Below are 25,578 nucleotides of genomic sequence, written 5' to 3' on the forward strand. Positions count from 1 at the left end.
CTACAGGTACAGGTGCTTCACCACGTCGTTGGCCAGCAGCTCGCTGGCCGTGCCCGAGGCCACCAGCTGGCCCTTGAGCAGCAGATAGCCGGTGTGGGCGATGGACAGCGCCGCCTCGGCGTTCTGCTCGATGAGCAGCACGGTGATGCCTTGGCTGTGGATGCGCTGCACCGTCTCGAAGTACTCCTCGATGAGCTTGGGCGACAGGCCCAGCGTGGGCTCGTCCATCACCACCAGGCGCGGCTCGCCCATGAGTACGCGGCCCAGCGCCACCATGGCCTGCTCGCCGCCGGACAGGGTTCCCGCCGCCTGCGACAGGCGCTCGCCCACCCGGGGGAACAGGGCCACCACGCGCTCCAGCGCCTGGGCAAAGCCCTGCTGCGGGCGCAGCGCGTCGTGGCCGATCTTCAGGTTCTCCTGCACGGTCAGCTCGGCAAACAGGCGCCGCCCTTCGGGCACGAAGCCCACGCCCAGGCCGGCCAGGTCCTCGGTGCGCATGCGCGCCAGCGGCTGGCCCATGACACGGATGGCGCCGTGGTGCACGGGCAGCAGGCCCGCGATCGCCTTGAAGGTGGTGGTCTTGCCCGCGCCGTTGGGGCCCAGCAGGCAGACGATGCTGTGCTCGGGCACCTGCAGCGAGACCTGGTTGAGCATGTTCACCACGCCATAGCGCGTGCTGATGGAGTCCAGTTCAAGCATGGCTGGCCTTTCTGCCCAGATAGGCTTCCTGCACGCGCGGCAGCCGGCGCACCGCCTCGAAGCTGTCGTCGCCGATCTTGCGTCCGTAGTCCAGCACCATCACGCGGTGCGGCAAGGTGGCGATGAGCCGCATGTCGTGCTCGATGATGATGAAGCCCAGCGCCGGATTGCCTTCGCGCAGGCGCTGGATGTCGGCGATCAGCGCATCGGTGTCGCGGTCGTCCATGCCGCTGGAGGGCTCGTCCAGCAGCACGATGCGGGGCTCGGAGGCCAGGGCGCGCGCAATCTCCAGGCGGCGGCGGTCGGCCTGCGGCAGGCTGCTGGCCAGCACGTTGCGGCGCTGGTGCAGGTCGCTGGACACGCTTTGCAGCAGCGCGCAGGCGCGCTCGGCGCAGCGCTTCATCTCGGCGCGCGAGACGGCCGGGCGCAGCAGCGCGGTGAGCACGCCGCAGCGGGTGCGCGCGTGCATGCCGATGATCACGTTGTCCAGCACGCTCAGCGAGCCGAACAGCCGGCTGGTCTGGAAGGTGCGCGCAATGCCGGCGCCCGCGATGTCGTGCGCGGCCATGCCCTTGAGCGAGCGGCCTTGCAGCAGCACCTCGCCCTCGGTGGGCTGGTAGATGCCGGTCAGCAGGTTCAGCAAGGTGGACTTGCCCGCGCCGTTGGGCCCGATGATGCCCAGCACCTCGCCCGCCGCCAGGTGGATGTCCACGCCCTGCACCGCCGTCAGGCCGCCGAAGCGCATGGTCAGGCCACGCCCCTCAAGGACCAGCGGGCCTGCGGGCGCGGCATGGTGGGTGGGATGGGAATCAATGCTCATGGTTGCGCACCCGTTGGGGGAAGATGCCGCGCGGGCGGATGATGAGGAAGGCGATCACCACCAGGCCGTAGAACAGGATGCGGTAGTCGGAAAACGCCCGCAGCTTCTCCGGCAGCATGGTCAGCAGGAAGGCGCCGACGATCACGCCCAGCGTGTTGTCCATGCCGCCTGCGATCACCAGCGTCATGATGGTCACCGACACCAGGAAGGTGAAGTTGTCCGGCGAGATGAAGCTCACATAGAACGCATACACCGTGCCCGCAAAGCCCGCCAGGAAGGCGTCCACCGCAAAGGCCTTGACCTTGAACCAGGTGACGTTGATGCCGCATGCGCGTGCGGCGATCTCGTCGTCGCGCAGGGCATTCCAGGCCAGTCCCACGCGCGAGCTGTGCAGGCGCTGCGCCGAGACGATGGCCAGCCCCAGCAGGGCGACGGCCACGTAGTAGAAGTTGGCCTGTCCCGGCAGGCTGTGGCCCCACAGCGTGATGGGGTCGTTGAACGAATGCCCGAACAATGTGGGCGAAGGAATGCCCACCAGGCCGTTGGCGCCGCCCGTCCACTCCAGGTTCATCAGCAGCTGGTGCACGACGATGCCGAAGGCGATCGTCACCAGCGCCTGGTAGCTGTCGCGGGTGCGCATGGACGGCAGGCCCAGCAAAAAGCCGAAGACCGTGGCCACGGCGGCGGCCACCAGCAGGCAGATCCAGAAGCTCACGCCGAAGTGGATGGCCAGCAGGGCTGACGCATAGGCGCCGATGCCGTAGGACGCGCCAGTGGCGAAGTTCGGTATGTTGGCGCTGCCCAGCTGGAAGTTCAGCGCCAGCGCCAGCACCGCGTACAGGCAGGCGATGATCATCAGGTGCATGGCGTAGCTGTCACCGCCCAGCACCCACGGAAACACCAGGGCCAGCACCACGCCCGTGCCCACGGCCAGCGGCCTGCACTGGCCGAAGGCAGCCACGATGCGGTCTTCCACCACCGGGCGTTTCTGCACCGCGACCAGGGCCACGGCAAAGCAGGCCAGCAGCGCCAGCACCGTGATCCAGCTTTCGGCCAGCAGGAACTGGCGCAGCAGCACGGCGCCCGCCAGGGCCACGCCCAGCACGATGGCGGCCGAGCCCGCACTCCGTGGTGCCGCCTGCGGCGGCGCCTGTATCGTCGTTGTCTGCATCACACCTTCTCCATTTTCTGAACGCCGAACAGGCCGGCGGGGCGAAAGATCAGCACCAGGATCACCAGGGCGAACACGAACACCAGGCGGTACGAGGTGCCGTTGGGCACATAGCCCTGCACGATGGTCTCGATGGCCGCAATCAGCAGGCTGCCGACAATGGCGCCCCCCAGCCGGCCCAGGCCGCCGACCACTGCGGCGGAAAAGCCGATCAGCCCCGCCTGCACGCCGAAGTCAAAGCGCACCACGCCCGCATAGCTGGCCAGGAAGATGCCGCCCACCGCGCCGGTGGCCGAGGCAATGAAGAAGGTGTTGCGAAACACCGGCCCCGGCGCAATCGAGAACAGCCGCGCGGTTTCGCGGTCCTGCGACACGGCGCGTATGCGCATGCCCATGGGCGTGTGGTGCAGCACATAGAGCAGCACGCCCACCAGCGCCACCGCCACCAGCACCGAGACCACGCTGATCAGGGGCAGCGGCCCGAACGGGGTGGGAACGGCCCCCTGCGCAATCGCCGGGAACGCGTGCGGATTGCTGCCCTGCGGGTACAGGTGGCGGATCAGCTCGCGGATCACGATGCCCAGCGCCACCGTGGCCACCAGTGGCATCATGGCCGGCGCATTGCGAAAGCGGCCGATCACCAGCCGGTCCAGGGCAACGCCCAGCCCTCCCACCGCCGCAATGGCCACCAGGCAGGCCAGGCCCAGCACCAGCCAGGGGGCCGAGCCGCCCAGCGCGGTGGCCAGGGCCTGCACGGCCGCCAGGGCGATGAAGGGGGCGACCATGGCCACGTCGCCATGGGAAAAGTGAATCACCTGCAGCACGCCAAACAACAGGCTGAAACCCAGGGCAAGCAGGCTGTAGATGCAGCCCAGGGTCAGCCAGTTGATGAGTTGCTGGAACAGCGCGTCATGCATCGATAGGGTTCCTCTTGTGTCGGGTTCGGCCGGGTTGGCGGGGCTTCGCTTGTCTCCATGTCACGCAACCATTGAAGCAAGAAACCGCGCAAAACCTGCGTCGCTTTTGCCGAGGCGCTGCTTCGGAAAACGCGATCCAGTCCCGGGCCGGTGCGGCGATACATTGATCCGGCGGCGTTGCCAGACAGCGCCGGCCAGCCCGCCATGCACCGTGGCGCCCCGCCGCCCCGGGCCCCGCCCGGGCCGCCATGGCTGCCCTTCGTCTTCACCCGAACAGGACCGACCGACCATGCAAGCCTTCACGACATCCACCGCCCTCCTGCCATCGCGCCGGCGCCTTGCCGCATCCGCCCTGGCGCTGGCCGCCGCCACGCTGGCCTGCGGCGCGGCCTGGTCCCAGTCCACCGTGAAGCTGGGCTTCATCGGCCCCGTCAGCGGCGGCAACGCACAGCAGGGCCTGGGCGCGAAGAACGGCTTCCTGCTGGCCATAGACCAGTGGAATGCCACGGCCGGCGTGCCGTTCAAGGTGGAGGGCGTGGTGCTGGACGATGCCTCCGACCCGCAGACCGGCGTGTCCGCCGCGCTCAAGCTGGTCAACGACCGCGACGTGGTGGGCGCCATAGGCCACTGGAACAGCCCCGTGGCCCTGGCCACGCTGCCGGTGTTCAACCGCGTGCAGATGCCCTTCATCGTCTGGGGCGCCATCGGCCCCAAGATCACCGACCAGAACTTCGCCAACACCACGCGCGTGACGCCCACCCTGGTCAACGAGAACAAGCCCCTGGCCGCCTGGGCCGCCACGGGCCTGGGCGCAAGAAAGATCGCCATCATTGCCGACACCAGCGACTACGGGCGCGCCAACCTGGCCTCGTTCGGCAGCTTCTACAAGGCAGAAAAAGGCAGCGTGGTGGCCGAGGAAAGCTATCCCGTGGGCACCACGGATTTCCGCTCCATCCTCACCAAGATCAAGAGCCTGAACCCCGACGCGGTCTACTTCGGCGGCGTGATCACCGAGGCCGGCATCGTGCGCAAGCAGATGGCCGAGCTGGGCATGAAGCAGCCCATGCTGGGCATCAGCGGCATCTTCGATCCGCAGCTCATCCAGATCGCCGGCCCGGCCGCGGACGGCACCATCGTCGGCACGCCCAAATCGCAGACCAACCCCCGTCTGGACGCCATGAGCCGCGCCTATGCCGCCAAGGGCTATGCCGACTCCGAGAGCCCGTACACCAAGTACGCCTACGACGCCACCGGCATCCTTTTGCAATCGCTCAAGACGGCAGGCACCAAGGACCGGCAGGCCGTGGCCAAGGCCATCCGCGCCATACGCTACGACGGCGTGACCGGTACCGTGACCTTCGACGCCAACGGCCAGACGCAGGTGCCCGTGGAGCTGCAGCTGCACGAGGTCAAAGACGGCAAGTGGGCCAGCCGCTGATGATCAGGACAGGCAGCCAGTACCGCGACTCCATCCGCGATGGCCGGCGGGTCTGGATGAACGGCGAGCGCGTCAAAGACGTGACCACCCACCCCATGTTCAAGCCGCTGGTGGACATCCGCGCGCGCATGTACGACCTGCAGCACGAGGCCACGCTGCGCGACGCGCTCACCTACGACGAAGGCGACGGCGAGCGCCACCCCATCGCCCACAAGCTGCCGCTGACGCGCCAGGACTGGTGGGACAAGCGCCGCGCCACCGACCTGCTGCTGGAGGACATGGGCGGCGTGGTCATGCGCGTGGGCGACGAGAGCGTGGGCGAGATGTGGTCGCTGTTCGATGGCCAGGACGTGCTCAACGAGCTGGACCCGCGCTTTTCCGCCAACATCCGCACCCACATCCGCCGAGTGGTGCGTGGCGACCTGTTCCACGTATCGGCCAACACCGACCCCAAGGGCGACCGCTCGCGCCTGCCGCAGGACCAGGACCCCGACGTGCTGCTGCATGTGGTCAAGGAGACCGATGCAGGCGTCATCGTGCGCGGCGCCAAGTACGAGACCGCCGCCGCCTATGCCAACCAGGCCTTCACCAAGCCGGGGCTGGCGCACTGGGGCGACGCTGCGCAGTCCGAATACGCCATAGGCTTCATCTGCGACCTGGGCGCGCCCGGCCTGCGCTTCATCTGCCGCCCGGGCCTGGCCGCCCGCGCATCGGCCCAGGACCACCCGCTGAGCCATCGCTTCGACGAAGTGGATGCCATCGTGGTCTTCGACGACGTGCTGGTTCCCTGGGAGAACGTGCTGTTCTACCGCCACACCCGGGCCGCCCATTTCCTGCGCGAGACGCTGCACCGCTACTCGGCCTTCACCTTCCTGCAGCGCAGCCTCAAGCTGGCCGACATGCTGATAGGCACGGCCCTGCACAACGCGCGCCAGACCGGCGTGGAGAAGCTGCAGGCCGTGCAGGACAGGCTGGCCGGCCTGGCCTGCTACCGCGAAGGCATCAATGCCCACCTCACGGCCGCCATCGCGCTGGCCGAGCGCAGCCCGGCCGGGCTGATGATGCCCAACCAGTCCCTGCTGTTCACGGGACGGTCGCTGGCCACCGGCCAGCTGCACCACATGATGAACACCGTGCGCGAGCTGTGCGGCGGCCAGGTCTGCCTGACGCCGGACCACGCCAGCTTCGAGAACGAGGAAACCGGCCCCTGGCTGCGCAAGTTCTACACGCTCGGCCCGCAATCGCAGGCCGACGACCGCCGCAGGCTGCTGGCCTATGCGCGCGACCTGCTCGACTCGGACCACGCCGGCCACCGGCTCAGCTTCCAGCTGTTTGCGCAATGCCCGCCCTACGCCCAGACGGCGGCCGTGTACCGGCACTTCAACTGGGATGCGCCGCTGGACTTCGTGGGCAAGTCCGCCGGGCTGACGGACCGCGTGAAGGCCACGCAGGCGCCGGCCCAGGGCGACGGTGCGGTGGCGCAATGGTTTCGCAATCACAACGCCAGCGACTGAAGGCTGCCGGGTCCCGACCGCCGCACAATGCAGGCGCCTTGCGGGAAGGGCCTCTTGCAGCGCGGTCCGCCGCTTGGTCAACTACGCGGCGGATCACCCTGGCCGCCCTCCCCCTCTCCACCTCTTGCACACCGTGCTGACACGACTGACCTTCAGACAATTGGAATACTGCGTGGCAGCGGGCGAGTTCGGCAGCATTGCCGAGGCCGCCAACCGCATCCACGTCTCGCCCTCGTCCATCTCCTCGGCCATCACCCAGGTGGAGGCGGAGCTGCAGGTGCCGCTGTTCGTGCGCCACCATGCGCAAGGCCTGTCCGTCACGCCCGCAGGCGCCGAAGTCCTGCGGGAGATCCGCAGCCTGCTCGACCAGGCCATGGCCTTGTACGACGTGGCCAGCAGCGCGCAAAGCCAGGTGCGCGGCCCCGTGCGCGTGGGCTGCTTCACCACGCTGGCGGCCATGGTCGCCCCCGAGCTGTGCCAGGGATTCGCGCGCGCCCAGCCCAAGGCCACGGTCACGCAGATCGAGGACCACCAGGAAGGCCTGATCCACAAGCTGCGCACCGCGCAGATCGATGTCGCCATCACCTACGACCTGCTGGTGGCCGAATCGGACATCTGCTTCGAGCCCCTGGCCCAGCTGCCGCCCATGGTCATCGTCAGCGAACTCAATCCGCTGGCCAACCACCGCTCCACCACGCTGGAGGCGCTGGCCCAGCTGCCCATGGTCCTGCTGGACCTGCCCCTGAGCCGTGAATACTTCATGTCGCTGTTCCGCGAAGCCGGCGTCTCGCCCCTGATCGCGGCCCGCAGCGCCAGCCCCGACGTGGTGCGCTCCCTGGTCGCCAACGACGTGGGCTACTCCCTGGTCAACGTGCGCCCGCGCAACTCCCACGCGCTGGACGGCAAGAAGATCGTCAACCTGCACCTGAACGGCAACCACCGCCCCATGAAACTGGGCCTGGCCTGGGCCCGCGAACAAAAGCCCCGCCATGTGGTGGAAGCCTTCATGCACCGCTGCCGCAGCTTCATCTCCAATGAATACATTCCGGGGATGACGGCGCCTGGGCGCGGGGAGGCGAACTGAGCGGCGCGCAGACCGAATCAGGGAGCCCGTCAGCTCGTGCTCTTGCGCACCTCGTAATGCAGCACCGCCATGCCCTCGCCGATCTGCCGCACGGACAACAAACGCAACACCGGATGCAGCACCCGGCGCGGGAACAGCGGCTTGCCCCGGCCCAGCGTGGCCGAGCCCACGCTCAGGATCATCTCGTCCAGCAGGCCTGCGTCATAAAACTGCCCCGCCAGGTCCCCGCCTCCCATGATCCAAAGGTTGCGCCCGCCTGCCGCAGCCTGCATCTGCGCATGCACGGCACGCACATCACCGCTGACAAACCGGACATCGGCACCCGGAATACCAGGCAGCGCACGGCTGGAAAACACCCAGGCAGGCTGCGTATAGGGCCACGCCGCCCCGGTCTCCCTGGCCACCGTCTCCGCGTGGCGCAGCATCCATTCGTAGGTGGCCGACCCCATGGCCAGCGCGCCCACGCCGGCAATGAACTCCGGGTAGCCCGTGGCCTGCATGTCGCCCAGCGGGAACAGCCAGTCCAGGGAGTCGTCCTCGGTGGCCAGGAATCCGTCGAGTGAGGTGGCGGCGAAGTATTGGGTTTTCATGGGGGAGATGGTAGCCAGGCAGGCGCGGCACGGCCATCCGCCCGGGTGTCGTGCAGGCCGCGCCTGGACCCCATCGTCAAATTTCTTTTGAAGCCGCCTTCAGTCCTGCGGGTCTTTTTCAATTGAAACACCCAGGTCAACATCGCTCCATGCCCAGACGACTTGCGAACCGGGTTTCCGCTCCCACCCCAACACCTCTACAGCTCCGCCAAGGAACCGCATGAACACCGCCTCCACGCCCCTGTTTCGCCCCCTGCAGCTCGGCCCGCTCAGCCTGCCCAACCGCATGGTGATGGCCCCCATGACGCGCAGCCGTACCAGCCAGCCAGGCGACGTGCCCAACGCATTGATGGCCACCTACTACGCACAACGCGCCAGCGCCGGCCTGATCGTCTCGGAAGCCACCCAGATCTCCCGCCAGGGCCAAGGCTACAGCTTCACCCCCGGCATCTATTCAGAGGCGCAGGTGGACGGTTGGCGCCGCGTCACGGACGCGGTGCACGCCGCCGGCGGGCGCATGGTGCTGCAGCTGTGGCACGTTGGCCGCATGTCGCATGCCAGCTTTCACGCCGATGGCCTGCCGGTCGCGCCTTCGGCGCTGTCGCCCCAAGCGCAGGTCTGGGTGGTCGGCGACGACGGTGTCGGCCGCATGGTCGACTGCCCCGTACCGCGCGCACTGAGCGCACAGGACATCCAGGACGTGATCGGCGACTTCCGCAGGGGCGCGGCCAATGCGATGCGTGCCGGTTTCGATGGCGTGGAAATCCACGGCGGCAACGGCTACCTGATCGATCAGTTCCTGCGCACCACCTCCAACCACCGCACCGACGCCTACGGCGGCGGCATCGCCCAGCGCACGCGCTTCGCCGAAGAGGTCACGGCCGCCGTGGCGGGCGAGGTCGGGGCCGAGCGCACCGGCATCCGCCTGGCGCCCTTCATCACGCAGCGCAACATGAACTGCCCGCAGATCATCGAGACCATCCTGCATCTGGCCAGCAAGCTCGACGAGATCGGCCTGGCCTACATCCACCTGTCGGAAGCCGACTGGGACGATGCGCCCGAGATTCCGCACGACTTCCGCCACGCGCTGCGCCGCGCCTACCAGGGCAAGGTGATCGTTGCGGGCAAGTACGACGCGGAGCGCGCCCAAGCCATCCTGCACGAGGGCCTGGCAGACCTCGTCGCCTTCGGCCGCCCCTTCATTGCCAACCCGGACCTGCCGGCGCGCTACGCCGCCCAGGCGCCGCTGGCCGCATTCGATCCCAAGGCCCTGTTTGGCGGCGACGCACGCGGCTACTCGGACTACGCAGCCCTCGCCACCGCCTGAAGCCCTCCCTGCTCTCCCCTCTTCCTCAACCTTTGAAAGCACGACCATGAAAGCCGTTGGATACCAGAAGCCCCAGGCCATCAGCCAACCCGAATCGCTGATCGACATCACCCTGCCCGATCCCGTGGCCACCGGCCGCGACCTGCTGGTCGAAGTCAGGGCCGTGTCCGTCAATCCGGTGGACACCAAGGTGCGCGCCAGCGGCGCGCCCGCCGAGGGGCAAACGCACAAGGTGCTGGGCTGGGATGCCAGCGGCATCGTCAAGGCCGTGGGCCCCGAAGTCACGCTGTTCAAGCCGGGCGACCGCGTCTGGTACGCCGGCTCCATTGCGCGCCCTGGCACGAACAGCGAACTGCACCTGGTGGACGAGCGCATCGTGGGCCACGCGCCCAAGTCGCTGGACTTCGCACAGGCGGCGGCCCTGCCCCTGACCGCCATCACCGCATGGGAGATGCTGTTCGACCGCCTGGGCATCGCGCCGGGCAAGCACCCCAGCCACAAGACACTGCTCATCATCGGCGCCTCCGGCGGCGTGGGCTCCATCCTCACGCAGCTGGCCACGCGGCTGACCAGCCTTACCGTCATCGGCACCGCATCGCGGCCCGAGACGCAGGCCTGGGTCAAGGAGCTCGGCGCCCACCACGTGATCGATCACAGCCAGCCGATTGCCGACGAACTCAAGCGCATCGGCTTTCCCACGGTGGACCTCATCGTGAGCCTCACGCAGACCGACCTGCACTTCGCACAGATCGTCGAGGCGATCGCGCCCCAGGGAAAATTCGGCCTGATCGACGATCCCGCGTCGCTGGATATCACCAAGCTCAAGCGCAAGTCGGTGTCGGTGCACTGGGAATTGATGTTCACCCGCGCCCTGTTCGGCACCGACGACATGATCGGCCAGCACCGCCTGCTCAACGAGGTTGCCGCACTGGTCGATGCCGGCCTGATCCGCACCACGCTGGCCGAGCGCTTCGGCAGCATCAACGCCGACAACCTCAAGCGCGCCCATGCCCTGATCGAGTCGGGCAAGGCGCGCGGCAAGGTGGTGCTGGAGAACTGGGGCTGAGCCATGAAGACAGAGACCATTTTCAACCTGGCCATCCTTGAGGCGAAGGCCGGCCAGCAAGACCAGCTGCGCGACGCCCTGCGCGCGCTGGTGCCATTCACCCGGCAAGAGCCCGGATGCCTGGACTACACGCTGTTCGAGCTGGCGGACAAACCCGGCACCTTCTACATGCGGGAGTCATTCAGGGACCAGGCAGCGCTGGATGCGCACTTCAGCATGCCGTACTTCAAGGCGTTCGAGAAACGCTTCGACGAACTGCTGGCACGCCCCCTGCAACTGGTGGGCCTGAAGGAAGTGCCCTGACGGGCGGTACGGGCCTGGGCGGAACGGACCCGGCCGACGACTAGCGCGCGGCTGCAACGCGCCGCCCCCACGCTGGCGGCAGCGTGGGGGTTGCCGCCGACAGCTCGTCCCATACGTACTGGGCGGCAAAGCCGTGGTGACGGCTGCGTGAGCGCACCAGGCAGGCTTGCCGGCCCAGATTTCTTTCGGCCAACGGGACTGCATCCTGCACGTCCAGGCTCATTGCCGCGGCACCGTTGAGCAGCGCAACCATGCCGTTTTCACGGGCGGCATGCACCAGGTCCTCCAGCGTATCGGACTCCAGATGCACGCCCGGCTTCAGCCCCTGCGCCGCAAAGGCGTTGTCGAGCTGGCGCCGCATGGCGTATTCGCTTGGCAGCAAGGCCAGGGGGTGGTTCGCGACCTCGCTGAGCTCCAGCAGGCGTCGCCGCCGCCGGGGCTTCAATCCCACGGCCACCACGGGCTCGTCGAAGCAGGCCAGGATCTCCAGATCGGCATGCGGCTCCGGGTCGAAGCTGACGGCGAGATCGAAATCGCCACGCAACACGCCCTCCACCAAGGCCTGTGCGGTGCGCCTGCGCAGTGCGATCGCCAGCTGCGGCCACTGCGCCTGGGCCCTGCGCACGACGGGCAGTACCCAGCATCCCGCGTAGGACTGCACCAGGCCGATGCGCACCAGGCCCGCCACGGTGCTCGCACGCGCCTGCACGTCGCGCAGCGCCGCCTGCAGCTCACTGAGGCAGGCCGACACCCGGCGGTCGAGCTCATGTCCGGAGGCCGTGGCTACGGCGCGCCCGCTCGCACGGTCGAACAGCTGCACGTCCAGGGTCGATTCCAGCAAGGCGATCTGCTCCGACAGCGCCGCCTGCGAGATCGAGGCATCGCGTGATGCCGCACTGAAGCTGTGCGCCCGCATCGCCGACACGAAGTAGCGCAACTGGCGCAATGAGACGAGATCGAGGGGGTCGCGGCTGCGTGCGGACATGGCCATCGGATTATCCGATAGGCGCGGCCAGAAAATGCGAATTGCGAAGAAACAAGGGCCTGCCGACACTACGGCCACGAGACAACTCTGGTCACGAGAGCACCGATGAAACGACGCAACTTCCTTCAGTACGCCAGCACGGCGACGGCCATTTCAGCCATGGGCGCAAGCCCCTCGGCGCGCGCACAGGCATTCCCTTCCAAGCCCATCCGCATCATCTGCCCCTATCCGGCAGGTGCGACCACCGATGCCGTCTCCCGCCTGATGGCGAATGCCTTGCAGTCGGACAGCGGCAGCACGGTGATCGTCGACAACCGCAGCGGTGCGGGCGGCAACATCGGCACGGAGGCGGCAGCACGCGCCGAGGCCGACGGCTACACGCTGCTGCTGGGCGCACTCGGCCCCATGGCCGCGAACCCGGCGCTGTACTCCAGGCTCAACTTCGATCCGGCCAAGGACTTCACACCGCTGGCATGGGCCGCCTCGGTGCCGTTGATCTGGGCCGTGCATCCCTCCTTCCCGGCGGCCACGGCCAAGGAGGCGCTCGAATGGCTGCGCAAGAACCCGGGCAAGTTCTCCTACGCATCCGCCGGCAACGGCACGCCGCAGCACCTGGCGGGAGAACTCGTCAAGCGCCATACCGGCACCTCGATCCTGCACATTCCCTACCGCGGCTCCGCGCCTGCACTCAACGACGTGCTGGGCGGCACGGTGCAGATGGTGTTCGAAGCCACGCCGGCCATCCTGCAGCATGTGCAAAGCGGGCGCCTGAAGGCGCTGGCCGTGACGTCCGCCAGGCGCATTCCCGCGCTGCCTGGCGTGCCCACGCTCAAGGAATCGGGTGTGGACGCCGAGATCAGCGGCTGGTACGGCTTCCTCGCGCCCGCTGCAATTGCGGCCGACCGCAAGGCCTGGCTGGTCAAGCACATGGGCGCGGCGCTGGCGGCCAAGGCCACGCAGGACAGGCTGGCCGAACTCGGCTCGGTGCCCATCGACAACTCGCCCCAGGCATTCGCACGCCTGCTGGACAGCGAGCGGGCACGCTGGCAGACGCTGATCCGCGAAGTCGGCATCAAGCTCGACTGAAGGCGCCGCCCCATGCCGCACATCGCCATCGAGGTATCGCCATCCTTGCTCCCGTCGATCCAGTGGGAGCCGGTCCTGCACGCCATGCACCTTGCGCTGGCCGAGCGCGGATGGGCACGGCTCGCGGACCTGAAGTCGCGCGTGGCACCCATCGCCGTCGGACTGTGCGGCGAGGACCCCCACGCGCAGCAACTCATCGCCACCCTGACGCTGACCAACCCGCGCCCGCCGCAGATGTGCTCGGCCATGGCCGAGGCCGTGTTCGAGCATCTCTCGCGCGCGATCGGTGCGATCGGCCCGATCGCCCCGTTCGAAGTGCCCCCGGAGTCAGCGGCGTGGGTGCAGTGCTGCGTGTTCCTGCAGGAGCACCCGAAGTCGCACTACCTCAAGCGGCAATGGAACGCGCCGCCGCCCGCTCCCTCAACTCCATGACAACGGGAAAAGCGCCATGTGTTGCGGCTGGCGGTTGGCGGTTGGCCGCTGGCCGCTGACCGCGCGCTGCCGGCTCAGGCCGCCAGGCCTGCGGCCAGCTGCCGCACGGTCCGGGCATTGGCGCCCTTGCCGGTGATGGCCACCGCCGGAGGGTGGGCCAGCATGCGCTCGAAGACCTTGCGCACTTCCTCGGCCCCGATGCCATCGATCATCGCCAGCGTTTCGGCCACGGATGTCACGCTGCCATGGGCAAAGAGGTCCTCGACAGCCCGCTCCATGGTGGCGTAGGTCCGCTCGCCCGCACGCACCCGCGAGACCGCCAGCTGGTTCTTGGCCCGCTCTAGATGCACGGGGTCAATGCCGGCCGCCTGGGCGCGCAGCAGGCCGCCTGTCGCTGCCACCAGCGCTTCGAGCTTGTCCGGCGTCGTGACGGCATGCACGATGAAATTGGCCCAGACGTCACCGCCCTCCATCGCCGCATAGGCCGTATAGGCCAGTCCGAGCCGCTCGCGCACGGTATCGACCAGGGGCGACGACATCCCCTCGCCCAGCAGATGGGCCGCCAGCGAGGCCACGAGACGCGCACGCTGCGGGTGCTCGCCCTGCAACTGCTCGAACACCAGGGGATAGGCCAGGTTCACGAACACCTGGGACACCTGCGTGAAACGTTGCGCCAGGGCCTGCCCCACATACTTTGCGGGCTGAGGGGGCAACGCCACAGCGGGATCGGCCGACGCAGGCATGCCGGCGAACAGCTGCGCCGCCTGCTCCAGCCAGGCCGGCACATCGAAGTTTCCGGCCGCGACGACGACGGTCTTTTCTCCCACGTAATGGGACTGCACATGGCGCACCAGATCCTGCCGCGTGAAGCCTTCGATATTGGCCACCGTGCCGATCACCGGCATGCCCATCGGGTCGTCGCCCCAGATGGCGCGGTCCAGCAGGTCACCGGCGCTGTCCTCCGGGTCCTCTTCGTACTCGATGGCCTCCTGCCGGATCACCTGCAGCTCCCTTTGCAATTCATGCTCGGGAAACACGCTGTTCAGCACGATGTCCGCAATCATTCCCAGCAAGGCCTGCGCATGCCAGCCCAGGCCGGTCATGAAATAGCCGGTGATGTCCTTCCCGGTGAAGGCGTTGACCTCCGCGCCCAGCCGCTCCGCATCCAGGTTGATCTCCTGCACGGAACGCGTATGCGTGCCCTTGAACGCCATGTGTTCCAGCACATGGCTGATGCCGTTGCTGGTGGAGGTCTCGTCGCGGGAGCCCACGCGCAGGAACACACCCACGCTGACGCTCTGCAAATGCGGCATAGGCAGCGCCAGCAGCCGCACTCCGTTCGCAAGAGTGCGCAAGGCCATGGCAGGCCGCTCCAGTTCGGTTGCCGCCAAGGGCTTTTCTTGAATCATGGGCTATTGTCGTCGCGCTCCAGAGGATGCGCAGGGCAGGCCTCTTCAGCCCTCTTTCATGTGCCTGTGCTCAAAGCTGCGGGGAGCTCTGGCCCGGCCGACCTGCGCGTTACCCCACCAGGCGCCGGAACGACGCCCGAAAATCGATGGGCTCCAGGTGCAGTTGGTCCGCCAGCGGCCCGTTCAGGATGTAGAGCCTTGGTTCCTCCCGGAACTGAAAAACCCGGTAGAGATGGAAGGCATCCCCGGCCTCTGCTGCGAAATCCAGTTCGTTGCGGCTGATGATGAAGGACGAGGCATGCCCGCCATTGGTGGTCTTAACCTCGATGAAGCGATGCTCGCCGGGCCGCTCATGCGAGAGGATGTCGTAGCCGCTCCCGTCGCCGAGCCGGTCAGACACCCAGTCCAGCTGCTGGAAAAGCTCCGGATACCCGGCATGGACAAGTCGCCGCTGCTCGAATCCGATGACCCACTGCTCTCCGGCACGGCCAAGATGCCGGTTGGCTTCATCCCGCTGGGCCCAGTTCGTCTTGCGTGGAAATCTGACCTTGGCGCCGTCTTTCGCCAACTGCGCCACTGTCTCCAGCGCAGGCGGTTCAACCAGGCAGGCATGAAAACTCTGCTCAGCAGACGTCTTGACCTCCTCCATCGCATCCACCACACGGGAAACCAGGCCCGGCTGATTCAGGACGAACTGCTGCACCGCCTGACGCAACAGAAGCTGAGCGTTGCTCCGGGGCTTGTAGCCGCGGATGAAGGGCAGCTCCAGGTCATGCAGGACGGCGCTGATGTTCTGGAACTTCAGCTCCACCGATCCCTTGCTGCGCCCACGCAGCCTCTGGCGCAACTGCGCATTGAATTCGGTCTTGGTGTAGCGCTGCTGCTCGGCCTCCAGCAAAAGCATCTCGAAATACGACGCGACCGTGGCCTGCACCTCATCGAAGGTCCAGTCTTCACCAATGCGCACGACATCGAAGCCCAGATGCTGCAATCGAGGAACGACGGTGGCCTCTCCACCGGAGAAATCAGTCGGCTTGAGCGGTCCCTCCTGCGGGAACTGATGGCCGAACGCAGCTCCGACGATGGCCTTGGAGTCGCATAGCTGCCCGGTTCTTGCATTGCGAACCAAGAAATCGCGCGATTTTCCAAATCCGTATCGCTTCAGGAATGCCGTCCGACCAAGGCGTGAAAACTCGTCCAACGCCGCCTGAACGGCCGCAGGACTTTGAAGGCGAGAGATTTCAACAGCCATCAGCGTTTGGGAGAAGTATCTTCATGCGGAATCAATACCCACGGGCTAGGTCCGCAGCAGCACACAGCAAATTGCAAAGAAATAGTACTTTACGTTACAAACGCATGCTTGGTCTGGTAGCAGCCATGTCTTTCATGGGGAACACTGGACTTCGTCTGTCTGCGCGCAAGTGCTTGCACCTGGCCTGGGAATCAGGCGGCTAGTTCTTACATCCAAGCCTCGCCCGGGCTCAGAATCTTCCTAGGCGCAGCGATACTTCAGGTCTCTGAGTCCTAGGAACTGCAGAATAGGTAACAATCCGTTCCGAAAGGGTCTGGATGTGGACAAAAGTCTGATTGACGTGACGGGCGCGGTACACGCGCTGAGGCAGTTTGCGCAAGAGCGGGAGTGGCAGCAATTCCATTCACCCAAGAATCTGGTCATGGCTCTCTCGGGCGAGGTGGGTGAGTTGACCGAAATATTCCAATGGATGACCGAGGCCGACTCTCATTCGGCCGCCTCGAATCCTAAAACCGCCTCGGCGGTACGCGACGAACTGGCCGATGTCGCCCTGTACCTCATCCGCTTGGCGGATGTGCTGGACGTGGACCTCAACGCAGCCATCGCCAGCAAGCTGGCTTCCAACGCCGCCAAATACCCTGTCGAGGCGTCGCGCGGCGTCAGCACCAAATACGACCAGCTGCCCGAGCCATGATCGTTTATCAGGCCGAGAAGACACAATTCCTGCTCGACTACGACGAACGCGATATTGAAGACGTCATCTACGCGAAGTACCAGGCAGCGACTCACCGCAAGGTAGCCAAGGCGGAGATCCGATCATGGCGCGAGTCGCTGGGCTACATTGCCCGCCTTCTGCGTGACCCGGAAATCGCACCCGACATCGGGGTCGCTGTCGAATTCATCCTGCCGCAATCGTCAAAACGCATCGATGTCATTCTTGCCGGACATGCCGACGACGGCTCTCGACGGCTGGTGGTGGTCGAACTCAAGCAATGGTCATCGGTCGGCGCCACCGACCGCGATGCCATCGTGCTTTTGCGCGGTGGAATGCGCCCTGACCAGGCGCGCATTCACCCCAGCTACCAGGCGTGGTCGTACACGGCATTTCTGGAGGGGTTCAACGAGGCCATCTATGACGGCGGGCTGCAGCTGAAGCCTTGCGCCTACCTGCACAACTATGCCGCCGATGGCATCATCGACTCCCCCCAGTACCAGCCCTATATCGAGCGGGCACCTTTGTTCCTGAAAGGTGATGAAGACCGCAAGAAACTCCGCGAGTTCATCAAACAGCACATCCGGCATGGCCGAGGCCGCCAGGTGCTGTTCGATCTTGAACGAGGAAGGATGCGGCCATCCAAAGCGCTGGCGGATGTGGTCGGCAAGCTGCTGAAGGGCAACAGCGAGTTCGCGCTAATCGACGACCAGAAGGAAGTGTTCGAGGCTGCGAAGGCCGCATGCCGCCAGGCCAGCGCCAGCGGCAGGCCTCGCGTCTTGATCATTGAGGGCGGTCCTGGAACCGGCAAGTCGGTGATCGCCGTCAACCTGCTTGCGGCTCTGCGCGAAGGCTTGACCGTCAAATACATTTCCAAGAACGCTGCCCCACGCGCTGTCTATAGCGACAAGCTGATACAGACGCGCGACAACGCACATCTGGTCAATCTTTTCGGCGGATCAGGCTCCTTCACGGAAACCGTGCAGGATGCCTTTGATGTCTTGGTCGTGGACGAAGCACATCGCCTAACCGAAAAAAGCGGCTTCTATGGGAATCTGGGCACCCATCAGGTCAAGGAGCTGATAGAAGCTGCCAAGTGCAGCATCTTTTTCATCGACGAAGACCAGCGCGTGACTCTCAAGGATGTAGGTTCCAAGGAGATCATCCGCAAGTTTGCAGCCGAGCGGAATGCTGAGGTAGAGGAATATTCGCTGACTTCCCAATTTCGGTGCGCCGGCTCCGACGGCTATCTGGCCTGGGTAGACCATACGTTGCAGATCCGAACTACCGCCAACCCTAGCCTTGCAGATATTCCGTTTGACTTTCAGGTGTTTGACGACCCCTCGGATCTGCACAAGGCCATCGAGACGAAGAACGCCAACAACCGGGCACGCGTTGTGGCTGGTTACTGCTGGCCATGGAACAGCAAGAAGAATCCCAAGCTTATGGACGTAGTCATCGGAGACTACGAGCGCCAATGGAATCTGGACCAGGACGGCAGCCTCTGGATCGTGGCACCGAACTCTGTGGCACAGGTCGGCTGCATACACACCTGCCAGGGGCTGGAAGTGGACTATGTGGGAGTCATCATCGGGCCAGACCTGGCCATCATGGGCGACACGCTGGTGGCAGTGCCCCGAGCCAGGGACAGACATGACAAGACCATGAAGGGATTCGTGAAGATGACGAAGGAGCAGCCTGCCGAGGCCGCACGGCTGGCGGACAGCATCATCAAGAACACCTATCGCACCTTGATGACCCGTGGCATGAAGGGGTGCTATGTGTATGCCACGGACGCGAAGCTGAGGGCATACCTGCGCGAGCATTCGGCTATTCCAGCATCCCACTGAACAACGGCGGGCGGGCAGAAAAAAGCCCGCAGTGCCGCGGGCTTGATTCGGAAATACGGCCGGACGACCCCGGCCGTTTCCTATTGCGCAATCACTCCCACTCAATCGTCGCCGGCGGCTTGGTCGAAACGTCGTAGGTCACGCGGTTGATGCCGCGCACTTCATTGATGATCCGGCCAGACACCTTCTTGAGCAGGCCGTAGGGCAGCTCGGCCCAGTCGGCGGTCATGAAGTCGCTGGTCTGCACGGCGCGCAGGGCCACGACGTAGTCGTAGGTGCGGCCGTCGCCCATGACGCCCACGCTCTTGACGGGCAGGAAGACGGTGAAGGCCTGGCTGGTGAGGTCGTACCAGTTCTTGCCGGTGGCTTCGTCCGTCCAGTTGCGCAGTTCCTCGATGAAGATGGCGTCGGCGCGGCGCAGCAGGTCGGCGTATTCCTTCTTGACTTCACCCAGGATGCGAACGCCCAGGCCCGGGCCGGGGAAGGGGTGGCGGTAGACCATTTCGCGCGGCAGGCCCAGGGCCACGCCGAGTTCGCGCACTTCGTCCTTGAACAGGTCGCGCAGGGGCTCGAGCAGCTTCAGGCCGAGCTGCTCGGGCAGGCCGCCGACGTTGTGGTGGCTCTTGATGGTGACGGCCTTCTTGCTCTTGGCGCCGCCCGACTCGATGACGTCGGGGTAGATGGTGCCCTGGGCCAGGAAGGTGGCGCCCTTGTGGCCTGCATCGCCGGCCTTGAGCTTGGCGGCCTCGGCCTTGAACACGTCCACGAACAGGCCGCCGATGATCTTGCGCTTGGCCTCGGGCTCGCTGACGCCGGCCAGCTTGCCCAGGAACAGGTCGCTGGCGTCCACGCGGATGACCTTGGCGTGCAGCTTGCCTTCGAACATTTCCATGACCATGTCGCCTTCATTGAGGCGCAGCAGGCCGTGGTCCACGAAGACGCAGGTCAGCTGGTCGCCGATGGCGCGGTGGATCAGGGCCGCGGCCACGGACGAATCCACGCCGCCAGACAGGCCGAGGATGACTTCCTCGCCACCCACCTGCTCGCGGATTTTGGCGACGGCTTCCTCGATGTAGTCGCCCATGATCCAGTCGGCATTCGCCGCGCAGATCTCGCGCACGAAGCGGTTGAGCAGGGCCGCGCCCTGCACGGTGTGCGTGACTTCGGGGTGGAACTGGACGGCGTAGAAGCGGCGCGCCTCGTCGGCCATGCCGGCGATGGGGCAGGACGGCGTGGAGGCCATGACCTTGAAGCCCGGGGGCAGCTCGGTGACCTTGTCGCCGTGGCTCATCCAGACCTTGAGCATGCCGTGGCCTTCGGCCGTGGCGAAGTCCTCGATGCCCTTGAGCAGTTCGGTGTGGCCATGGGCGCGCACTTCGGCGTAGCCGAATTCGCGGGTGTGCGAGCCTTCGACCTTGCCGCCCAGCTGGGTGGCCATGGTCTGCATGCCGTAGCAGATGCCCAGCACGGGAATGCCCAGCTCGAACACGGCGTCGGGGGCGCGGTCGTCCACTTCGTAGACGCTGGCGTGGCTGCCCGACAGGATCACGCCCTTGAGGCGGCCGTCGGCGGCGAATTCGCGCACCCAGTCGCTGCTCACGTCGCAGGGGTGGACTTCGCAGTAGACATGGGCTTCGCGCACGCGGCGGGCGATCAGCTGGGTGACTTGGGAGCCGAAGTCAAGAATGAGGATCTTGTCGTGTTGCATGGTCATCTCAGGCAAAGGTGATGGGAGGGGATCAGAAATCTTCAGGGGCCAACAGCGCCAGCCCGCGCTTGCGGGCGGCGGCGGCCTGGGCCGCGTCAAAGGTGGCCAGCGGCAGGCGCAGCGACTGCGCCAGCCACAGGTAGGCCGCGTCATAGACCGGCAGGCGGGTGTCCAGCGCCACGTCGAGCACGGCCTTGTGCTGGGCGGGCGCCAGCTCGTGCAGCTCCACGCGGTGGCGGATGGCCTCGAGCACGCCCCACAGGCCTTCGACCGAGCTGTGCGGAATGCGGCCGCCGTGCACGCCCGAGGCGATCAGGTTGCCGCATTCCCACTGCCAGAGGTTGGGCGCCTGCGGGTCCACTTCATGGCGGCGGATGCGGGTATACAGGCGCTGGGTGTGCACGCTGGCGGCATCGGGCAGCAGCCAGGCGGCGGTGACGGAGGCATCGAGCACGAAGGAGGTCATGCCTGGCTCCGGCCTGCGTGGCGCAGTCGGGTGGTGGAGTCCGGCGCCTGTGCCGACTGGGCCGGCTGGGCTGGCCGCACCGTGGCCTGCAGCGCCTGCATCTGCTCCAGCTCGCGGGCGATCTGCTCGTCGGTGATCACGGGGCGGCGGCGCACCGGTAGCATGCGCACCACTTCCTTGCCGTGGCGGGTGATGCGCACTTCCTCGCCCTGCTCGACAAGTTCGATCAGGGCGGAGAAACGGGTCTTGGCTTCGTAGATGCCGACAGATTGCATGGCGGGGCTGAAAACAAAAGCAGGCCTGGTATCCGGCCTGGCCCGAATTCTATCATTCTGGCCAGAATTTCCAAAAATTCAGACCAGAACCTTGCGGATATTCCAGGCATTGGCCTCTGCTGCCTGCTGGCGCGCCCCACTCAATGCTGTTCGTGCACGAAGCCGACAAACCGCGCCAGCGCGGGCGACATGGCTCCGGCAGGCCAGGCCAGGCTGGTCTCGCAGACCGGCAGGGCAACGGGTTTGCTGCCTGCACGGGCGCTGGCGAAAACCGCCTCGCGGTAGACCACGCCGGGCCTGCAGAACTGCATCACGCTGGCGGGCACCCAGGCCAGGCCGATGCCGCCCCAGACCAGGTTCACGATGGTCTGCATCTGTATCGCCTGCTGCGCGATGCGCGGCACATGTCCGTGCCGTCGGTACAGATCCGTCACCGCGTCATGGAGCGAGGGCATGATGCGGCGCGGAAAGATCACCAGCGGCTGCTCCAGCACTTCGTCGAGCATCAGCCGGTCCGCACCGGCAAGCGCATGCTGCTGCGGCAGGGCCAGCACCATGGCTTCCCGTCCCACGGCCAGGCGCTCCAGGCCGGCCGGCGCATGCCCGGGGGCATGCAACATCAGTCCGGCATCGATCTGCCCGCGCTCAAAGGCTTCCATCTGCACATCGCTGGTGGCCTCGACCAGCTCCAGCGCCACACCTGGCGTGCCTGCCACGAAGTCCCGCACCCACAGCGGCAGCCGGGTGAAGCCGATGGTGGAGACAAAGGCCAGCCGCACGCGCCCCACTTCTCCCGCTGCCGCAGCCCGCGCAATCCCGGGCAGCGCTGCCGCCCGCGCCAGAAGCTCACGCACCTGCGGCACAAGCGCCTCGCCGGCCGGCGTCAGCGCGACGTGGCGGCTCGAGCGCTCGAACAGCGCCACGTCCAGGCTGCGCTCCAGCTGGGCGATGGCCTGGGTGAGCGGCGGCTGCGTCATGTGCAGGCGCGATGCGGCGCGGCCGAAGTGCAGCTCGTCCGCCACGGCCAGGAATTGCCGCCAGACGCGCAGATCAATGGGGGGCTCATTCATATGCGCAGCATATCAATCATGCCGATGAATAGGATTGGATCAGATGAATCAGTCGGCCCATACTCATCCAACCCCCACAACGAGAGACATGCCATGACCCCGCCGAACCAGATCAACCGCCGAAGCGCCCACATCACCGAAGGCAAGGCGCGCGCAGCCAACCGCTCCATGTTCTACGGCATGGGCTACAAGGAAGAGGATTTCAAGAAGCCCATGGTCGGCGTGGCCAACGGCCACAGCACGATCACGCCGTGCAACTCCGGCTTGCAAAGGCTGGCGGACGCGGCCATCGCAGGCATCGAGGAGGCCGGCGGCAACGCGCAGGTGTTCGGCACGCCGACCATCTCGGACGGCATGTCCATGGGCACGGAAGGCATGAAGTACTCGCTGGTCAGCCGCGAGGTGATCGCCGACTGCATAGAGACCTGCGTGGGCGGCCAGTGGATGGATGGCGTGCTGGTGGTCGGCGGCTGCGACAAGAACATGCCGGGCGGCATGATGGGCATGCTGCGCGCCAATGTGCCGGCCATCTATGTCTACGGCGGCACCATCCTGCCCGGCAGGTGGAAAGGCCGGGACCTGAACATCGTCAGCGTGTTCGAGGCCGTCGGCGAGAACGCCGCGGGAAAGATCAGCGACCAGGAGCTCAAGGACATCGAGCAGCACGCCATTCCCGGCACGGGCTCGTGCGGCGGCATGTACACCGCCAACACCATGTCCAGCGCGTTCGAGGCGCTGGGCATGAGCCTGCCCTACTCCTCCACCATGGCCAATCCCCATGATGAAAAGGAGAACTCGGCCAAGGAATCCGCCAGGGTGCTGATCGAGGCCATCAAGATGGACCTCAAGCCGCGCGACATCGTGACGCGCAAGTCCATCGAGAACGCGGTCTCGGTGATCATGGCGACCGGAGGCTCCACCAATGCCGTGCTGCACTTTCTCGCGATCGCCCATGCGGCCGGCGTGCCCTGGTCCATCGACGACTTCGAGCGCATCCGCCAGCGGGTGCCGGTGCTGTGCGATCTCAAGCCCAGCGGCAGATACCTGGCGGTGGACCTGCATCAGGCGGGCGGCATCCCGCAGGTGATGAAGATCCTGCTGAATGCGGGCCTGCTGCACGGCGACTGCATCACCATCTCGGGCAAGACCATCGCCGAGACCCTGGCCGGCGTGCCTGACGAACCGCCCAACCCCCAGGTCATCCGCCCCCTCTCGGATGCGCTCTACCCGCAGGGCCACCTGGCCATCCTCAAGGGCAACCTGAGCCCGGAAGGTGCGGTGGCCAAGATCACGGGCCTGAAGAACCCGGTCATCACCGGCCCGGCACGCGTGTTCAACGATGAGCAATCGGCACTGGCGGCCATCCTCGACGGCAGGATACAGGCCGGCGACGTGATGGTGCTGCGCTACCTGGGCCCCAAGGGCGGCCCCGGCATGCCGGAAATGCTGGCCCCCACGGGCGCCCTGATCGGCGCCGGCCTGGGCGAGAGCGTGGGCCTGATCACCGATGGCCGCTTCTCCGGCGGCACCTGGGGCATGGTGGTCGGCCACGTGGCGCCGGAAGCGGCCGTGGGCGGCACCATCGCGCTGGTGCACGAGGGCGACTCGATCACCATCGACGCGCACGCATTGCAGCTGCAGCTGAACGTGCCCGAAGACGTGCTCGCCCAGCGCCGTGCGGCATGGAAGGCCCCCGCGCCACGCTACACGCGGGGCGTGCAGGCCAAGTTCGCGTTCAACGCATCGAGCGCCAGCTCGGGCGCGGTGCTGGACAACTTCGCCATTTGAGCGTCGTCATCTGAGCTTCACCATCTGAGCTTCGTGAGCGCACGAAAAAAAGAGGTCCGGGCAGCGGCTGCCCGGACCTCTTTTCCATCTCGCGCCAAGGCGCTGGACCTGGATCAGTCGGCGCGGTAGTTGGGCGCTTCCTTGGTGATCTGCACATCATGCACGTGCGATTCACGGATGCCTGCGGCGGTGATCTCCACGAACTCGGCCGTGTTGTTCATCTCTTCGATGGTGGCGCAGCCGCAGTAGCCCATGGCAGCGCGCACGCCGCCGGCCATCTGGTAGACGATGGAGACCATGGAGCCCTTGTAGGGCACGCGGCCTTCGATGCCTTCGGGCACGAGCTTGTCGGCGTTGGGATTGCCGGTGCTCGATTCCTGGAAGTAGCGGTCGGCCGAGCCCTGCTGCATGGCGCCGATGGAGCCCATGCCGCGATAGCTCTTGTACGAACGGCCCTGGTACAGGATGACTTCGCCCGGAGCCTCTTCGGTGCCGGCGAACATGCCGCCCATCATGATGGTCGAGGCGCCAGCGGCCAGGGCCTTGGCGATGTCGCCCGAGAAGCGGATGCCGCCGTCGGCGATCAGCGGCACGCCCGTGCCTTGCAGGGCCTGGGCCACGCTGTCGATGGCCATGATCTGGGGCACGCCCACACCGGCGACGATGCGCGTGGTGCAGATGGAGCCGGGGCCGATGCCGACCTTCACGGCGTCGGCGCCTGCCTCGGCCAGTGCCAGCGCAGCGGCGCCGGTGGCGATGTTGCCGCCGATGACGTCCACCTGCGGGTAGTTCTGCTTGACCCAGCGCACGCGGTCGATCACGCCCTTGCTGTGGCCGTGGGCCGTGTCCACCACCAGTGCATCGACGCCGGCCTTGACCAGCAGCTCCACGCGCTGCTCGGTGCCCTCGCCCACGCCCACGGCGGCGGCCACGCGCAGGCGGCCTGCGCTGTCACGCGCTGCGTTGGGGAAGGTGGTCTGCTTGGTGATGTCCTTGACGGTGATCAGGCCCTTGAGTTCAAAGGCGTCGTTCACGACCAGGATGCGTTCGAGCTTGTGCTTGTTGAGCAGGGCCTTGGCTTCCACGGGCGTGGTGCCGTCCTTCTCGTTGACGGTGATCAGGCGCTCGCGCGGCGTCATGATCTGGCTGACCTTGACGTCGTAGCGGGTCTCGAAGCGCAGGTCGCGGCTGGTGACGATGCCCACCACCTTGCCGCCGTCGCAGACGGGAAAGCCCGAGATGCCGAGGTTCTCGGACAGCTGCAGCACCTGCAGCACGGTGTGCTCGGGGGTGATGACCACGGGGTCGTGCACCACGCCGGATTCGTGGCGCTTGACCTTGGACACTTCGGCGGCCTGCTGCTCGGCCGTCATGTTCTTGTGGATGACGCCGATACCGCCCTCTTGCGCGATGGCAATGGCCAGACGCGCCTCGGTCACGGTGTCCATGGCGGCGGACACAAGGGGAATGTTCAGGGAGATGTTGCGCGAAAAGCGCGTCTTGAGCGAAGTGTCCTTGGGCAGGACCTGGGAGAAAGCGGGGACCAGAAGGACGTCGTCGAAGGTCAGGGCTTTACCGAGAAGGCGCATGTGAGAGCTCCAAAAGAAGGATTGTAC

General features: G+C 66.3%; 24 protein-coding genes. 11 read left to right on the forward strand and 13 right to left on the reverse strand.

The window, feature by feature from the left end; all coding sequences use genetic code 11:
- The 4 genes from ACF8NF_RS26665 to ACF8NF_RS26680 are packed head-to-tail and all read right to left on the reverse strand — an operon-like array spanning window position 1 to window position 3,607.
- Entirely contained in the window at window positions 1-699 is a 699-nt protein-coding gene (locus tag ACF8NF_RS26665) for an ABC transporter ATP-binding protein (protein WP_016448200.1), read from the reverse strand.
- Window positions 692-1,519: an ABC transporter ATP-binding protein gene (locus ACF8NF_RS26670; RefSeq protein WP_034364433.1), complete on the reverse strand. Its 828-nt coding sequence runs from the start codon at window positions 1,517-1,519 to the stop codon at window positions 692-694. Before ACF8NF_RS26670 ends, ACF8NF_RS26665 begins: the two co-directional genes overlap by 8 nt.
- The gene (locus tag ACF8NF_RS26675; protein WP_016452302.1) at window positions 1,509-2,690 is read right to left on the reverse strand and encodes a branched-chain amino acid ABC transporter permease; all 1,182 of its coding nucleotides are present in this window, start codon (window positions 2,688-2,690) and stop codon (window positions 1,509-1,511) included. The genes ACF8NF_RS26670 and ACF8NF_RS26675 overlap by 11 nt, the downstream gene beginning before the upstream one ends.
- A complete protein-coding gene (locus ACF8NF_RS26680; protein ID WP_034364375.1) occupies window positions 2,690-3,607 on the reverse strand; it encodes a branched-chain amino acid ABC transporter permease in 918 nt (305 codons plus the stop codon). Before ACF8NF_RS26680 ends, ACF8NF_RS26675 begins: the two co-directional genes overlap by 1 nt.
- 289 nt (window positions 3,608-3,896) lie before the next feature.
- Here ACF8NF_RS26680 and ACF8NF_RS26685 point away from each other — a divergent pair, with 289 nt between their 5' ends.
- The 3 genes from ACF8NF_RS26685 (at window position 3,897) to ACF8NF_RS26695 (ending at window position 7,643) form a co-directional block, all read left to right on the forward strand.
- Window positions 3,897-5,045, forward strand: coding sequence for a branched-chain amino acid ABC transporter substrate-binding protein (locus ACF8NF_RS26685; protein ID WP_034364373.1), 1,149 nt, complete (start codon window positions 3,897-3,899; stop codon window positions 5,043-5,045).
- Window positions 5,045-6,559 carry a 4-hydroxyphenylacetate 3-hydroxylase family protein gene (locus ACF8NF_RS26690; RefSeq protein ID WP_034364430.1) on the forward strand — a complete coding sequence of 505 codons (1,515 nt, stop codon included), beginning with the start codon at window positions 5,045-5,047 and terminating at the stop codon, window positions 6,557-6,559. The genes ACF8NF_RS26685 and ACF8NF_RS26690 overlap by 1 nt, the downstream gene beginning before the upstream one ends.
- 133 nt (window positions 6,560-6,692) lie before the next feature.
- On the forward strand, window positions 6,693-7,643 hold the full coding sequence (locus ACF8NF_RS26695; protein ID WP_244386300.1) for a LysR family transcriptional regulator: 951 nt from the start codon (window positions 6,693-6,695) through the stop codon (window positions 7,641-7,643).
- Between the two features lie 29 nt (window positions 7,644-7,672).
- Here ACF8NF_RS26695 and ACF8NF_RS26700 read toward each other — a convergent pair whose 3' ends face one another.
- Entirely contained in the window at window positions 7,673-8,233 is a 561-nt protein-coding gene (locus ACF8NF_RS26700; RefSeq protein ID WP_034364371.1) for a dihydrofolate reductase family protein, read from the reverse strand.
- A gap of 220 nt (window positions 8,234-8,453) precedes the next feature.
- Between ACF8NF_RS26700 and ACF8NF_RS26705 the strand changes: the two genes are divergently transcribed.
- The 3 genes from ACF8NF_RS26705 to ACF8NF_RS26715 are packed head-to-tail and all read left to right on the forward strand — an operon-like array spanning window position 8,454 to window position 10,929.
- Window positions 8,454-9,560, forward strand: coding sequence for an alkene reductase (locus tag ACF8NF_RS26705; RefSeq protein WP_392451594.1), 1,107 nt, complete (start codon window positions 8,454-8,456; stop codon window positions 9,558-9,560).
- A 46-nt stretch (window positions 9,561-9,606) separates the two neighbouring features.
- Window positions 9,607-10,626, forward strand: a complete 1,020-nt coding sequence (locus ACF8NF_RS26710) for a zinc-binding alcohol dehydrogenase family protein (RefSeq protein WP_047327221.1) — start codon at window positions 9,607-9,609, stop codon at window positions 10,624-10,626.
- Window positions 10,627-10,629: 3 nt separating this feature from the next.
- Entirely contained in the window at window positions 10,630-10,929 is a 300-nt protein-coding gene (locus ACF8NF_RS26715) for a putative quinol monooxygenase (protein ID WP_212645936.1), read from the forward strand.
- 40 nt (window positions 10,930-10,969) lie between these two features.
- On the opposite strand, the gene ACF8NF_RS26720 is transcribed toward ACF8NF_RS26715, so the two are convergent.
- Window positions 10,970-11,914 carry a LysR family transcriptional regulator gene (locus ACF8NF_RS26720; RefSeq protein ID WP_227468457.1) on the reverse strand — a complete coding sequence of 315 codons (945 nt, stop codon included), beginning with the start codon at window positions 11,912-11,914 and terminating at the stop codon, window positions 10,970-10,972.
- Between the two features lie 105 nt (window positions 11,915-12,019).
- Between ACF8NF_RS26720 and ACF8NF_RS26725 the strand changes: the two genes are divergently transcribed.
- Both ACF8NF_RS26725 and ACF8NF_RS26730 read left to right on the forward strand, forming a co-directional pair.
- The gene (locus tag ACF8NF_RS26725; RefSeq protein WP_126311968.1) at window positions 12,020-13,000 is read left to right on the forward strand and encodes a tripartite tricarboxylate transporter substrate binding protein; all 981 of its coding nucleotides are present in this window, start codon (window positions 12,020-12,022) and stop codon (window positions 12,998-13,000) included.
- A gap of 12 nt (window positions 13,001-13,012) precedes the next feature.
- Complete coding sequence (locus ACF8NF_RS26730; RefSeq protein WP_392451595.1) at window positions 13,013-13,432, forward strand: 5-carboxymethyl-2-hydroxymuconate Delta-isomerase; 420 nt, start codon at window positions 13,013-13,015, stop codon at window positions 13,430-13,432.
- 74 nt (window positions 13,433-13,506) lie between these two features.
- On the opposite strand, the gene ACF8NF_RS26735 is transcribed toward ACF8NF_RS26730, so the two are convergent.
- Both ACF8NF_RS26735 and ACF8NF_RS26740 read right to left on the reverse strand, forming a co-directional pair.
- Window positions 13,507-14,793 carry a pitrilysin family protein gene (locus ACF8NF_RS26735; protein ID WP_126311971.1) on the reverse strand — a complete coding sequence of 429 codons (1,287 nt, stop codon included), beginning with the start codon at window positions 14,791-14,793 and terminating at the stop codon, window positions 13,507-13,509.
- Between the two features lie 157 nt (window positions 14,794-14,950).
- Window positions 14,951-16,093 (reverse strand): DUF3883 domain-containing protein, encoded by a 1,143-nt coding sequence (locus ACF8NF_RS26740; RefSeq protein WP_392451596.1) that lies wholly within the window; start codon window positions 16,091-16,093, stop codon window positions 14,951-14,953.
- A gap of 319 nt (window positions 16,094-16,412) precedes the next feature.
- On the opposite strand from ACF8NF_RS26740, the gene ACF8NF_RS26745 reads away from it, so the two are divergent.
- A complete protein-coding gene (locus ACF8NF_RS26745; protein ID WP_016448215.1) occupies window positions 16,413-16,787 on the forward strand; it encodes a nucleotide pyrophosphohydrolase in 375 nt (124 codons plus the stop codon).
- Window positions 16,784-18,655, forward strand: a complete 1,872-nt coding sequence (locus tag ACF8NF_RS26750) for a DUF2075 domain-containing protein (protein WP_046238702.1) — start codon at window positions 16,784-16,786, stop codon at window positions 18,653-18,655. The genes ACF8NF_RS26745 and ACF8NF_RS26750 overlap by 4 nt, the downstream gene beginning before the upstream one ends.
- 91 nt (window positions 18,656-18,746) lie before the next feature.
- Here the strand turns inward: ACF8NF_RS26750 and guaA are convergent, their stop codons facing one another.
- The 4 genes from guaA to ACF8NF_RS26770 form a co-directional block, all read right to left on the reverse strand.
- On the reverse strand, window positions 18,747-20,363 hold the full coding sequence (guaA, locus tag ACF8NF_RS26755; RefSeq protein WP_312840722.1) for a glutamine-hydrolyzing GMP synthase: 1,617 nt from the start codon (window positions 20,361-20,363) through the stop codon (window positions 18,747-18,749).
- A gap of 31 nt (window positions 20,364-20,394) precedes the next feature.
- A complete protein-coding gene (locus ACF8NF_RS26760; protein ID WP_012204856.1) occupies window positions 20,395-20,829 on the reverse strand; it encodes a type II toxin-antitoxin system VapC family toxin in 435 nt (144 codons plus the stop codon).
- Window positions 20,826-21,104, reverse strand: a complete 279-nt coding sequence (locus ACF8NF_RS26765) for a type II toxin-antitoxin system Phd/YefM family antitoxin (protein ID WP_012204855.1) — start codon at window positions 21,102-21,104, stop codon at window positions 20,826-20,828. The genes ACF8NF_RS26760 and ACF8NF_RS26765 overlap by 4 nt, the downstream gene beginning before the upstream one ends.
- Window positions 21,105-21,244: 140 nt before the next feature.
- Window positions 21,245-22,174 carry a LysR family transcriptional regulator gene (locus tag ACF8NF_RS26770; RefSeq protein WP_392451597.1) on the reverse strand — a complete coding sequence of 310 codons (930 nt, stop codon included), beginning with the start codon at window positions 22,172-22,174 and terminating at the stop codon, window positions 21,245-21,247.
- A gap of 93 nt (window positions 22,175-22,267) precedes the next feature.
- On the opposite strand from ACF8NF_RS26770, the gene ilvD reads away from it, so the two are divergent.
- Complete coding sequence (ilvD, locus tag ACF8NF_RS26775; RefSeq protein WP_244386304.1) at window positions 22,268-23,962, forward strand: dihydroxy-acid dehydratase; 1,695 nt, start codon at window positions 22,268-22,270, stop codon at window positions 23,960-23,962.
- Between the two features lie 113 nt (window positions 23,963-24,075).
- Here the strand turns inward: ilvD and guaB are convergent, their stop codons facing one another.
- A complete protein-coding gene (gene guaB / locus ACF8NF_RS26780; RefSeq protein ID WP_013803023.1) occupies window positions 24,076-25,551 on the reverse strand; it encodes an IMP dehydrogenase in 1,476 nt (491 codons plus the stop codon).
- Window positions 25,552-25,578 lie beyond the last annotated feature (27 nt).

This window comes from Delftia sp. WSY_22 (assembly GCF_043104185.1).
In the GTDB taxonomy this organism is placed as follows: Bacteria; Pseudomonadota; Gammaproteobacteria; order Burkholderiales; family Burkholderiaceae_C; genus Comamonas; species Comamonas tsuruhatensis.